The 13,075-nt window shown below is 37.0% G+C and carries 14 protein-coding genes; 2 read left to right on the top strand and 12 right to left on the bottom strand.

Translation table 11 applies throughout. The features are described 5' to 3' along the window. Positions 1-102: 102 nt before the first annotated feature. The 10 genes from ACFYKT_RS03615 to ACFYKT_RS03570 form a co-directional block, all read right to left on the bottom strand. Positions 103-2,004: an LTA synthase family protein gene (locus tag ACFYKT_RS03615; RefSeq protein ID WP_389215582.1), complete on the bottom strand. Its 1,902-nt coding sequence runs from the start codon at positions 2,002-2,004 to the stop codon at positions 103-105. Between the two features lie 447 nt (positions 2,005-2,451). Next, on the bottom strand, positions 2,452-2,652 hold the full coding sequence (locus ACFYKT_RS03610) for a YqgQ family protein (protein ID WP_389215579.1): 201 nt from the start codon (positions 2,650-2,652) through the stop codon (positions 2,452-2,454). Positions 2,653-2,801: 149 nt separating this feature from the next. Beyond that, positions 2,802-4,262 carry a spore germination protein gene (locus ACFYKT_RS03605; RefSeq protein WP_389215576.1) on the bottom strand — a complete coding sequence of 487 codons (1,461 nt, stop codon included), beginning with the start codon at positions 4,260-4,262 and terminating at the stop codon, positions 2,802-2,804. 116 nt (positions 4,263-4,378) lie between these two features. Continuing rightward, positions 4,379-5,923, bottom strand: a complete 1,545-nt coding sequence (locus ACFYKT_RS03600) for a rhomboid family intramembrane serine protease (RefSeq protein WP_389215573.1) — start codon at positions 5,921-5,923, stop codon at positions 4,379-4,381. A gap of 136 nt (positions 5,924-6,059) precedes the next feature. Further along, a complete protein-coding gene (locus ACFYKT_RS03595; protein ID WP_389215570.1) occupies positions 6,060-6,257 on the bottom strand; it encodes a hypothetical protein in 198 nt (65 codons plus the stop codon). Positions 6,258-6,346: 89 nt separating this feature from the next. Then, a complete protein-coding gene (locus ACFYKT_RS03590; RefSeq protein WP_389215567.1) occupies positions 6,347-7,129 on the bottom strand; it encodes a DUF92 domain-containing protein in 783 nt (260 codons plus the stop codon). Beyond that, positions 7,122-7,694, bottom strand: a complete 573-nt coding sequence (locus ACFYKT_RS03585; RefSeq protein ID WP_389215564.1) for a 5-formyltetrahydrofolate cyclo-ligase — start codon at positions 7,692-7,694, stop codon at positions 7,122-7,124. The genes ACFYKT_RS03590 and ACFYKT_RS03585 overlap by 8 nt, the downstream gene beginning before the upstream one ends. 364 nt (positions 7,695-8,058) lie before the next feature. Continuing rightward, entirely contained in the window at positions 8,059-8,208 is a 150-nt protein-coding gene (gene rpmG, locus ACFYKT_RS03580; protein ID WP_053434400.1) for a 50S ribosomal protein L33, read from the bottom strand. Between the two features lie 76 nt (positions 8,209-8,284). Further along, the gene (locus ACFYKT_RS03575; RefSeq protein WP_389215561.1) at positions 8,285-8,905 is read right to left on the bottom strand and encodes a hypothetical protein; all 621 of its coding nucleotides are present in this window, start codon (positions 8,903-8,905) and stop codon (positions 8,285-8,287) included. 13 nt (positions 8,906-8,918) lie between these two features. Then, positions 8,919-10,385, bottom strand: coding sequence for a glycosyltransferase family 4 protein (locus tag ACFYKT_RS03570; RefSeq protein WP_389215558.1), 1,467 nt, complete (start codon positions 10,383-10,385; stop codon positions 8,919-8,921). A gap of 303 nt (positions 10,386-10,688) precedes the next feature. Here ACFYKT_RS03570 and ACFYKT_RS03565 point away from each other — a divergent pair, with 303 nt between their 5' ends. Both ACFYKT_RS03565 and ACFYKT_RS03560 read left to right on the top strand, forming a co-directional pair. Beyond that, positions 10,689-11,081, top strand: coding sequence for a hypothetical protein (locus ACFYKT_RS03565; protein WP_389215555.1), 393 nt, complete (start codon positions 10,689-10,691; stop codon positions 11,079-11,081). After that, positions 11,074-11,547: a hypothetical protein gene (locus tag ACFYKT_RS03560; RefSeq protein WP_389215552.1), complete on the top strand. Its 474-nt coding sequence runs from the start codon at positions 11,074-11,076 to the stop codon at positions 11,545-11,547. The genes ACFYKT_RS03565 and ACFYKT_RS03560 overlap by 8 nt, the downstream gene beginning before the upstream one ends. 32 nt (positions 11,548-11,579) lie before the next feature. On the opposite strand, the gene phoU is transcribed toward ACFYKT_RS03560, so the two are convergent. Next, positions 11,580-12,242, bottom strand: coding sequence for a phosphate signaling complex protein PhoU (gene phoU / locus ACFYKT_RS03555; RefSeq protein ID WP_389215549.1), 663 nt, complete (start codon positions 12,240-12,242; stop codon positions 11,580-11,582). A gap of 37 nt (positions 12,243-12,279) precedes the next feature. Further along, on the bottom strand, positions 12,280-13,068 hold the full coding sequence (gene pstB, locus ACFYKT_RS03550; protein WP_389217003.1) for a phosphate ABC transporter ATP-binding protein PstB: 789 nt from the start codon (positions 13,066-13,068) through the stop codon (positions 12,280-12,282). Positions 13,069-13,075: the final 7 nt, after the last annotated feature.

Genomic DNA, 13,075 nt, shown 5'->3' with positions numbered 1-13,075 from the left:
CAATCATATGAAAAAAAGAAGAGAAAAATGACATTTCCCTTTTTTAGAATCTAATTAAGCAAAAAGAAAGAACCTGTGATAGCCACAGGTTCTTTCTTCACTTTATTCAGCATCAATGACTGGCTTATCTTCTAATGAGCTTGAATGATGAAGAACATCATTTTCATAAAATCTTAATAAATCCCCATATATAATCTTATCAGAGTACTCTAGTTCCTTTGTTGCCTTTTCTATATATGGTTCACATGCTTTGCTGTCGGTTGGTTCACCTGTTTTTTTATCATAGCAGGTCTCTCGTGTATAAAGATAATCTTTTGTAATAAAGCTTCCATCACGCAGAACAGTAAATTCTATTTTATCATCTGAGAAAAGATCTGTTCCAAAATCAATATTATTCTTTGTGTTAATTCCTAACAAATGCATAAGTGTTGGCTTTACATCAATTTGACCAGCAACAGTCGATATTACTTTTCCCTCTTGACCTGGAATATGAACAATAAAAGGAACTCTTTGCAGCTGTGTACTAACGAATGGTGTCACTTCTTCACCCAGAAACTCACTCATAGCTTTATTATGATTTTGTGAAATCCCATAGTGATCACCATAAAGAATAATAATTGAATCTTCGTACAGACCCTCTTCTTTCAATCGTTCAATGAATTTTTTGATTGCTTCATCCATATACCGGACGGTCGGAAAATAATTATCAACCGTCTTATTCCCAGAAGTATACGGTTCGATAAATCGATCCTCTTCTCCTAACTCAAATGGGTGATGATTAGTTAAGGTGATAAACTTCGTATAAAAAGGCTTCGGCATTTCTTTCAAATGCTTGATTGATTGCTCGAAAAAGTCGATATCCTTCATTCCCCATCCAACTGAATTCTCATCTGTTACATCATAATCAGTCAATGAGTAAAAACGATCATAACCAAATGCATCATACATAATGTCACGATTCCAGAAGCTTTTGCTATTAGCATGAAGGGTTGCAGTAAAATAACCGTTATCTTTTAAAATATCGGGAGCGGCAGTATATTCATTTCCAGAATGAGTAAAGAATACGGCACCACGACTTAGCGGGTAGAGAGAGTTATCAATAAGAAATTCCGAATCTGATGTTTTCCCTTGCCCCGTCTGATGATAGAAATTCTCGAAGTAAAAGCTTTCTTTAATAAAATCATTTAAAAATGGAGTAATTTCCTGACCATTTACTTTCTCATTAATGACGAAATTTTGAGTAGACTCCATTGAAATCAAGATCACATTTTTCCCTTTGGCCAACCCGAACATATCATTATTTGGCTTTTTATAGTTTGCGTGGATATAGTTATCAATATCAACTAATTCACTTCCATCAGCAAGTGCCCTTTGAGCGGATGATTTTGACTGAAGAAAGGCATCATAAATATGATAATTATATGTGCCGATATTCTTAACGAGCATTTCACGGTCAAATGTACGTGTCAGCAGCTGTGGACGTTCCGTTTCAGCCAACCCGAGATTAAAAAAGGCAAATGCAGTTGCAATTAAGAAATAAGCTCTGCGATCTACTTTTGAAAATGACCGATAAGAAACAAAACTTAGTTTAGAAGCGAGAATAACAGCCAGAATAATGAAGTCAGTAAAATATAAAATATCGGTAAAGCTTAATAATTCATTTACACTGCTTCCTAAATCACTCATATTGCTTGTTTGGAATAGAACTGGAATCGTTATGAAATCATTAAAAAATCGGTAAAACACAACATTTGCAAATAGTACAAATGAGATCATAAAGCTGGTGATCAGAATATAGCGATTTCTCATCTTCTCTTTAAAGAATAAACTAATCCCAAAAATGAAAAGGAGAAAGCTTAATGGGTTAATGAATAAAATAAATTCTTGTTTCCAGTTTTCTATCTTTATATCAAAGCTAGTTTTGTAGACAATATACGTCTTTAGCCAAAGCAATACAATCGCAATGATTATTAGCGAAAACTTTGACCCGTTAGAATTCTTCATAATGGTTGATACCCTCCCTGTTTTTGTAGAACAGATGTGGAATTATTGTGATTTTTCCCATTTTAAGGATAATTTAAATAAATCAAACATAATCTTAATCCCTTTTTTACAAAAAATCAATTGTCCTTTTACCTTATTTTTATATAATCATCGAATGTCTCATTCATTCTTACCCTTACTATTAGACGTTTGAAACGTCAAAAAGTTTCGAGTTTGTCCAATTTTGGTAAATTTAAACTATTTAATAAAAAACATTTATGGGTATCTGCTCACAACTAAGTATGTAAATGTCGATCTGCTTCATTTCACTGGCGGGTTTTACTTCGTACATAAAGGCTTGTTCAATGAATCAGACCGACCATTTTTTGGGCACAAAAAAAGTAGACGCTGATTAGCGCTACTTTTGTCGATAAATTTATATGGCTAAGTAAACTAGTCACTGCCTGCTCAGCTCTTCTCCCTTAATAACTGCGCTTCATGTCTTAGTAGTAAAATAGCCGTTTGATAGTCCATTGTATCAATAAATTGAGCATCATAAAGCTCCTTTACTTCCTCCTCCATAAGCTCCAAATCAGCCACTCGATTCCCAATATAAATAATTGTGCCAAACTTCTTAAGCAGTTGCTGAATATCATAAATTGTTTTCATCATAAACCCTCATATCCTAGAAGAATAATTATCATTTCCTTATGAAAAGTATAAGCGAAATAATTGGGCTCCTCAAGTGAATCATTCATAACCATCACCCTAAACAACGAAAAACTCCCTAGAGTCTTTAGGGAGTTCATTTTATCTACTTAACGATCTGGGTCTTTTGGATGGAGAATTCTTGGTCTTCTATTCTTTAATGGAATAGGTGAACGCAAGAGCACATCCCTAAATGCCCGTAAGTTAAATGGAATAAACGGCCATAAATATGGCACACCAAAGGATTTCATTCTTGCAAGCATTATAATTAATAATGTCGTTCCGATAACAAACCCGTATGTATGAAAGAGACTTGTTAAAAGGAGCAAACCAATTCTAATGAGACGGTTCGCAAGGCTCATTTCATAGCTTGGTGTGGAGAAAGTGCCAATAGCTACAATTGCCAGGTACAAAACCACTTCATTAATAAACAAACCCACTTCAACCGCCACTTGCCCTATCATTAAAGCCGCAACAAGTCCAAGGGCAGTAGCAAGTGAAGATGGTGTATGGATCGCCGCCATCCTCAGCATATCCAAACCAAGCTCAATCAGCAGCAGCTGCACAATCAAGGGCAATTGCCCTATTTCATTCGGCCCAATATAAGACAAACTTGCGGGAAGTAATTCTGGCCGAACAGCGAATAAATACCAAATTGGCAAGAGAAATATCGATGCCCATACAGCCAAGAAGCGCACCAATCGCAAATATGCACCAATGACAGGTTTATTCCGATATTCTTCCGCATGCTGAAGATGATGCCAGAAAGTGGTCGGTGTAATCATTACACTTGGTGAACCATCAACAATAATACATACATGCCCTTCATACAAATGGGTAGCCGCTGTATCTGGCCTTTCTGTATATCTGACCATCGGATATGGATTCCAATGACGGCCAGAAATAAACTCTTCTATCGTCTTTTCAGCCATCGGCAAGCCATCCGTGTCTATCTTTGATAAAGAATCCTTCACCATTTTCACCAAATCAGGATCGGCAATATCTTCAATATAACTGACAACAACATCTGTCTTTGATCTTCTCCCTACTTGCATATATTCCATTCTTAGCGTCCGGTCTCGTACCCTTCTTCTGGTTAATGCCGTATTAAATACGATCGTTTCAACATAGCCATCTCTTGACCCACGGACTACTCGTTCAATATCTGGTTCCTGTGGACCTCTAACTGGATATGTACGGGCGTCAATTAAAATAGCTTTATTCACACCATCCACTATAAGTGCAGTTGGACCTGCCAACACAGCATCTACTACTTTATTTAAATCATCACTCGTCTCCACTTCAACATATGGGATATACGTTTTGACAAGCTTAGAAAGTGTATCTCCCTCCAACTTCTCCTTATCTAAGTCACTAAGTATTTTCATGATGTAATGCAGGATATCGTCCTTTACAAAACCATCTACAAAAAAGAAGGCCATTTTTCTTTCAGCATACTCCACATCAAGCTGAATGACATCAAAGCTTTTTTCAACACCTAACGCTTCTTTTAAATAGTTTATATTTTCTTCAAAATTTAATTTAACGGATCTTTTTTCTTTTTGCTCCAAAGGGTTCCACCTCAACCATTCCCCATAATTTCCCTCGAATACTATTCAACAGCTTTGACATCGAAGAAAAAAATCATACCAATGAAAGGTATGATTTCGTAAGGGTGGAAAAGGAATTATTCGTTTACATGCTTATTTAGCTCTTGCAGGAGGTTTTGATAGTCCTTTTGTTCAGGCATTAATTCGACTGCCTTTTCTGCATATTCCTTTGCTTCAAGGAAATTACTTTCATCAATATAAATAAGCGCTAAATTATAATAGGCCTCATGAAAGTCCTTTCTCTTATTAATGGCCAGAAGTAAATGTTCTTTCGCTTGATCTATTTCCTTTAAATTAATTTCTGCATAAGAAAGCAAAAAGTACACTTCTGCAGATACCTCATCCTTTTTCAAATAATCTGTCAGCAAATTCTCTGCTTTGTTAAACTCTTCTTTATTAATATATTCTTGGGCCATGACTACTGCTGTTTGTTCATTTAATAATCTTTCTGGTTTGTCAAAACCGTATTTCAGCATACCAGCAATAGCAATAGAAGTTATAACGAAAAACAACAACTGTAGCATCCACTTCTTTTTCTTTGGAAAATGGACAATTCCTGTTGCCAAAAATCCAGCGACAAGTCCTCCCATATGTCCGGCATTATCAATTCCTGGCATTGAAAATCCAAAGACTAAGTTAATTCCAAGAACAATAATAATATTAAATCCCATCGTCCTAAAAAAGAGCTTTGGATAGATGACTCCAAAGTATAGCAGTGCCCCAAAACAGCCAAAGATCGCTCCACTAGCTCCAGCAGACAGCGTAGGACTGAAAATAAAGCTTGCTAAGGACCCGCCAAAGCCAGCAATTAAATAAATAAGAAGAAATCTGCCCCTGCCATAGATCCGCTCAACAGCTGTTCCAAGATAAAAGAGAGACAACGTATTCATTAACAAATGCATCAAGCCAATATGAAGAAAGACGGGTGTAAAGAATCGCCACCACTCTCCTTCAAGAATAAGCGGATTAAATTTCGCACCATACTTAATCAATGTAGAAGTATCCGTACTGCTTCCCTTCCATTCCAAAAATAGAAAAACAGCTACTTGGATAATTATGAATAAATAAGTGAAAAAGGGTTTTCCTTGATTAAAAATGGCTTTTTCCTGCTTTGTTCTATTTGATGCAACTGATAGCGCTGAGAGCTTCACTGCTTCAATATCATTCTCATTATAGCTATCCTCAAGAGTAATCGCTAATGATTGATGGAAGATGCTCTCAAGCTTCTGCAGCCCCTGTTCATAATGCGCACGATCAACAATGATTGATTGCACACTTGTTTTCCCATTGCTTGGGTGAAGAAAGGGCTTTTCCACTCTAAATTCATAGTCATCAACTGGTGGATAGGCTGAGACATAAATATTAATAACATTCATGTTATTACGTGCAAGCTGTTTTCTAATTCCTTCACCATTCGCTGCGGTCAGCTCAATATCCTTTTGCATCCAATTACTCCAATCTAAGTTATAACGGAGCAATCGTATGACCTGCGCTTCTTTATTTTCCATTTTCTCTAGCCATATTTCATTATGTTCTTTTGATAATTGAACAACCCGATAGTCCTGTTCAGAAATGAAATAATGAGCCATTCTCCAAAATAGGTACTCCTCATGAAAACTCAAATTGTTCCCCACTCCCTTAACCTGTATAACAACCATCATCCAGCTAGTTTAAAATAACTATAGGCAATTTCGCATCCTTTTGTAAAGCAAGACACTTATTGAACAAAAGAAAAAGACCTTATTCAGGTCTTCTTTCTTATTTCATTCCAGTAGCACCGGGAGGAAATACCATTTTCATCATTCGATCACGAACACCAGGGATTCCCATGAAAGAACTAACAGCAATACGACGCAAAAACGGGTTCTTAAATAAAACATTCATTACTCGATAACGATACTGAAAAACAAAATATCCACCAAGTCCTATCATTAAAACAGAAAGTATACGGCTCATTTTCATCCCTCCTCATTCTAGTTTGGGATGAACCTCACCATTTTATCCAGATTGAGTGAAACTTCAATCAGCGGGGGTTTTACAGCGTGTTAATCTGCAGTAAGTAGGATTCCTAACAAGGCGGCTAGAAAACCTGATGAATAATTGACGAAATCATTATTCATCATTGGCAGCCCTTTGACTAGAATGGTTTTTGTTCCACAATGATTCAGCGCTTCAACTTCATTGCCACATACTTTGCAGCGATATGCTGACTGTATAAATGCACCAAGCATTGTATCGATGACATTGCCGATAAATCCAAAAATTAAAATAACAAACGCATCACGAAGGGACAACTGAAAGAAATAAAAGGAAAGAATTGCGATCGTTAATGAACCAACCATAGCAGCAAATGTACCTAGTATACTCACAGCTCCAGAGGTTCCTGTTTCGATTTGCTTGAATGTGCGAATAAAGAAGGGCCGTCGCTTGCTTAATGATCCGATTTCTGACGCCCATGTATCTGAGTTTGCAGCAGCAATCGAAATGGCAAAGCCAATCATCCAGATTGAATGAGGGAAAATACAATTCAGAAGACCAAAAAGTGCTGCCGTTCCTCCATTAGCAACCACCTGCTGCCAATCGCGGCGTGAGCCCTTTTCATGCCGATCTTCCACTTTCACTTTCTGATTGCGCTTATATTTTGACCAAAAACTAGAGCTTGCAAAAAAGAAGCCCAGAATAAATAAGCCTTTTATACCGAAACCAAGACTAACTGCAAGACCAATAACAAAGGCTGCCATGCTGCCTGACTTTGTTAATAACCGGAAATTATACCCACCAAATGCTGTAATGGCAATAAATAGAATAGTAATAAGTATGTTAATCATCTATTCTCCCGATTCTTTTTTTGTTTGTAATGATTTGTTTGACAGGTATATCGTGTTCTTCAATTGGCAGTTCTGAAACAAGCTGAGACTGGAATGCTAGTGAAACGGTATGTCCGTTAAATTCTGCAAGATAGCGATCATAATATCCACCGCCAAATCCAACTCGATAGCCCTCTTTTGTATAAGCAAGGCCTGGTACGATTAATAAATCTATTTCATTTCCTCGCACTTCTGCTGTCATTTCCTCAATCGGCTCTAATAAACCATAATAAACGGATTCTAATTGATTAAATTGGGTCAATGTTCGAAAGACCATTTCTTTTTTCTTCGGAAGACATTTAGGAATGACCACTTGTTTTCCTTCTTCCCATGCTTTTCTAATAATCTGATATGTATCAACTTCTGGATATTTTGAAATCGTTACTCCAACAACCTTAGCTTCTTTCCAAAGTGGATCCTGATAAAGCAATTGAGCAATTTCATATGATTCATGTTCATACTGCGGTTTTTCGATTTTTGCAAGAATATCCATTATATGCTTTCGAAGCAATTGTTTCTCATCCATGATCAGCTCATCTCCCTCTTGCATTTAGGCTGTTTTCGTAAACATTGTTGCTAATAATGGAAACATAGGGTTGGTAAAGGTTGATTTCCGCTCCAGGTTACTCGCTTTCCGCGGGGTGGGCGGTGAGCCTCCTCGGCGCTATTGCGCCTGTGGGGTCTCACCTGTCCCACTTCTCCCGCAGGAGTCTCGCAACCTTCCGCTTCAATCAACTACATTTTTTGTGAATATTCTCCATTTGCAGAACCTACTTCAAAAACAACAATATTTTAGAAAATAGCCTGAATTTATATTAATTATATCACTTTCATTTGGAATAATATCTTCCTTTAGACAACAAAAAAAGCAGTAGGAATGATCCCACTACTTATTTTGTCTCACGATGTGCTGTAGAACGCTTATCTCTTGGGCAGTATTTCTTCAGCTCAAGACGATCTGGATTGTTTCGTTTATTTTTTTTAGAAATATAGTTACGATCTCCACATTCTGTGCAAGCTAACGTAATATTCACACGCATGTAATTTCCCTCCAAACTATTAATAACTAGTTCGTTCATACGACTTTTTTATAATATCACTTTTTAAAATGAAATGCTAGTGTGTTTTTAAAAGTGCTTCGTTTAATTTTATTAATTCTGTTTCATTTTCGCTACTAATCACCCACGATTTTCCTCTATAGGTGCCTTTTCCTATAGACTTAAAATCATAGATGAACAAACTAGCCACCTGTCCTTTAGCCATTGGCCGATACTGTATCGTTCCTGATTCAGGACAGTCCCAAATTTTATTCGAATAAATATTCCAAAGCGGCTGTACTGTACATACTCTTTTTATTTTTCCATCATCAATATTTCCATTAGCTAAATGAACAAGATCACCAGCCAGATGGAAAACAACATTTTCCGATGGGGAAATGAATGAAAGATGACTATTATCCAATTGATGGTATCGATGCTGAATAAGAAGCTTCGTAGAAATTGGACATTTAGACTGATTCGACAACTCTATATTGTAAAGTCTCATCTTATCTTCAACAATATTTTGCTGCAACAGTAAAGTAATCCCTTCTTCAAGAATTAATTTATCTGCACCTGGCTTCATCCAATATGTTTTTCCATTTACCCAGACACCTATAATAACACTTAGCCCTAATTTTTTTGCTTGATCTATTTCTCCAAAGAACTGTGATTGAATGCAAGTTTCAGTTTTCATCATTAATTCACCTCCGCTAGGATTGTATATCGATTAGCTCCTGATTCATCATAACTTGATCAAAAATCTTTTTTGTTTCTATAGCAATCTTCTGCCATCCAAATTCTTTCTCGACCATTCTTTTTCCATTTTGGGCAATTTTCTGTGCCTCTGCTTTGTTTTCAAGAAAGAAGGCAGCCTGATCAATAAAGCTGGCTGCATCTCCAGGGGTCATGAATAAGCCGGTTTCTTTATGCTGAATGATTCCTTTTAATCCACCCGTATTCGAAACAATTGTCGGTTTCTCCGCTATCATTGCCTCTAAAGCTACAATGCCAAACGGTTCATATTTACTTGGAAAAACCGCAATTGTACATGCTTTATAGAGAGCGCTCTTTATTTCTTCCGTCACAAATCCAACAAAAAATACTTTGTTCTCAAGATTTGCCTGCTTCACTCTGCTCCTATATTCGTCAAGCATGGGTCCCTTTCCGGCAATAATAAAATAGACATCATGAAATCGATCACATATCAAACGGGCTGCTTCAATCAATGTATCAAACCCCTTTTCCCTTACGATCCGGCCGATAGAGAAAATAAGTCGTTTATTCACTTGCAATGGCATGGATGCTCCAATTTCCCCAACGCATTCAGGAAATTGATTTTCCTCTACACCATTTGGAATGATTGATATTTTTTGATCATTTACTTCAAATAGTTCCATTACTTCCACATTCATATAATCACTGCAGACAATTATATGGTCTGTCTTATTTATTAATTGTCTTTCTTTTTCATGAATGTACTTTTGAAGCTCCGTATAGATCCCCTTGTTTCGGCCATGCTCAGTCGCATGAATCGTACTGATAAGAGGGATATGGAGATATAATTTTAATGAGATCGCACTGTCACTTACAAGCCAATCATGGGCATGCATCACTGCGAAATGATATAGAGCTGACAGCTCCAGCGCCTTTTGAACGATCGCAATATTTAGGCCATTCACCCATTCCAAGAAGTGATGGTTATTTGCATGAAAGGATTTTACTCGGTAAATATGGATCCCTTCCATAAGCTCCTCATCCACTAAATGGCCAGGATTAGCGGTGATCACAATTACCTTATAACCTAACCTATGGAGCCCACGAGAAAGCCCATGCACATGCTTGGCTAACCCGCCAACCAAATGGGGTGGATACTCCCATGCAAGTAGGAGAATTTCTGGTCTTTCCTTTATCCCATTTGCCTTTTTGCTGCATACGATTGAATTGGCTAATGGGGGATTGTTGCAAAGGTTTAACCACTCACTTGAATCACGTTCGGAGTGCATACCCATTATGGGGTTTACTACACGATCTTTATTGGTAAATAGGACTGGATACGGCTCTTTTTCATAATAACTATATGTGCTCACATGATCGATCCAGGGCTGAGAAGGATGAGTACACTCTTCCAACTTTAATTTTGAAACTTGATCTGAATTTCTTGAACCCTCAGCCACCATGCATCACACGCCATTTCTTGTACAAATAATTAAGATATGATTGAGAACGTCATTTTATTACATTATTCTATGATTTAATGTTAGCACCGAAACGCAACTCTCACAATGAACAGAAATTGTCGGATGCTGCAAAAAAAACGACAAAAGTCCATGGTATTTTCCCCAATAAATAAATCACATCGAATTTTGTCGATAATAATGATAAAATAATTTGGAGGAATATGAGACAAATGCTCGTTAATCTGCGATCGATCATCTATATATCTGATTATGTTTGATTTTAACTAAACTGAGGTGTTATTTGTGGAATATGTAATGATTGGCTTACTTGCCTTTTCATTGATTCTATTCATTCTCTCTGCGTTTCTGAAAGACCCTTATAAAAGTATTCGCGAAGAGATTGATCAGCTTTCAATGCAGCAAATTCAAGAGATGTATTTAATAAAAAAGAAATTAAGCGTGCTTGAGGAAGAATTACTTGTCAGCGAAGAGCCGTTTCAGAAGTCTGTTTCTACTTACCGTTCATCTTTATCAACTGAGAAAAAAGAAGTGCATGAGATTATAAAAAATCAAGTATGGTCACTCGTTCAACAAGGATTAACAGTTGAGCAAATTGCCAGACAATCCTCCTTATCAACCAATGAAGTGGAATCTATTCTATCGGAAATGATTGAAAGAGGGCATACGTATGAATAAGAGAAATACCCGTGCATTTGCCTTTGGTGTACTAATTTCTGTATGTACGATCGGTGCCTTCTATTTTAGTATGGATCGTGAGAAATCAGCTGATCTAAATATTAAAAATGCACAATCACTTTTGGAAGACAATGGGTATGTTGTGCTAGCAAAAGACACGTATGATCAGATGAACAAAACGATTACAAATCAAACTAAACAAGCTGAACCAAAAGAGCAAGAGAAAATTCCTAAGCCACCTGAAACAGAGGAAATCAGCTTAACCTATCAGCTTGAAATCGTAAGCGGTATGTTTTCTCATGACATTGCCGTAGTTCTAGCAGAGAAAAAAATCATTGATGATGCGAATCAATTTGAAACATATTTAGAAGAGAATGGCTACAGCAAAAGAATTCAGCTTGGAACCTTTGAATTAAATGCCAAAATGAGTTATAAGGAAATTGCCAAAATAATTACAAAAAGCTAAAGGAGAACAGACTCCTTTAGCTTTTTATCTACTTAATTACTATTTAAATCATATTGCTTACCTTTAACAAGATAATAAATATGCTCAGAAATATTTGTTACATGGTCTGCTGCCCTTTCTAAGAAACGACAGACGAAGGAAAGCTGTGTAATTTGTGGTAGAAACGCTGGATTCTGCAGATTGATTTGTAATAATTCTCTAATTATTTGCCCGTACAACTCATCTACCTCATCATCCATTTGTGCAGCCTTCTTCGCTTTCCCAATATCTTCATCATTAAATGCCTCTAATGACAATTTCAGCATCTTAAGCATAATTTCATGCATTTGTTTAATATCGGCAATCGATTTTACAAATGGCTCAGCTCCAATACGAATCGTTGATTTTGCAATGTTTACAGCAAAGTCTGCGATTCGTTCAATATCTGTGGCAATTTTAATTGCCACAATAATACGACGAAGATCGATTGCTACCGGTGCCTGCTTGGCAATTAAAAGAATCGCAAAATCATTGATTTCTTCATACATCAAATCTGCCTTTGTATCCTGGTCGATAATTTCAAGCGCTAGGTCAATATTTTGTGTCTCTAGTGCCTCGATCGATTTCGTCAGTGCTTCCTCTGCGAATCTGCCAATCTCAAGTAATTTACCTTGCAATTCCTTTAAATCAAAATCAAATTTTCCACGTACAGACATAGCGATTCTTCCCTCTTTTCTAGTTATAAGTACGTTCTTATCCAAATCTGCCAGTAATATAATCTTCTGTTCGTTTGTCTGCTGGATTAGAGAAGATTTCGTCCGTGTCTGTAAATTCCACCACTTCACCATTTAAAAAGAAGGCTGTTTTATCAGAAATTCGTGCCGCCTGCTGCATATTATGAGTGACAATAATAATGCTGAAATCCTTTTTCAATTTTTGAACAAGCTCTTCTACTTTTAATGTTGAAATCGGATCAAGGGCAGAAGTCGGCTCATCCATCAGAATGACATCTGGCTCAATCGCAAGGCACCGTGCAATACATAGCCGCTGCTGCTGACCGCCTGACAGACCGAAGGCATTTTCGTTCAAACGATCCTTCACTTCATCCCAGATTGCAGCACCCTTTAAGCTTTCCTCCACAATTTGATCAAGGATCTTTTTTTCCTTTATCCCATGAATTTTCGGTCCGTACGCCACATTATCATAAATGGATTTAGGAAAAGGATTCGGCTTTTGAAAGACCATCCCTACCTTTGTACGAAGCTCTTCCACACCGTATGACTTATCAAAAATATTACGGCCGCGGTACTCAATCGCTCCAGAGGTTTTTACGCTAGGCACTAATTCGATCATCCGATTCAATGTCTTAATATAAGTTGATTTCCCACAGCCGGAAGGTCCGATAATGGCTGTTACTTCATTTTCATAAATATCTAAATCAATATTTTTCAATGCATGGTTATCCCCATACCATAAATTTAACTCACTTGTTTTGTATACAAGCTCTTTATTGGAAGCTGCATCAATATTGTTATCATTCATGACAAGC

Source organism: Cytobacillus mangrovibacter (genome assembly GCF_042865275.1).
In the GTDB taxonomy this organism is placed as follows: domain Bacteria; phylum Bacillota; class Bacilli; order Bacillales; family Cytobacillaceae; genus Cytobacillus; species Cytobacillus mangrovibacter.
Note: the sequence above shows the minus strand (reverse complement) of the source record. Positions and strands in the feature narration are given on the sequence as shown.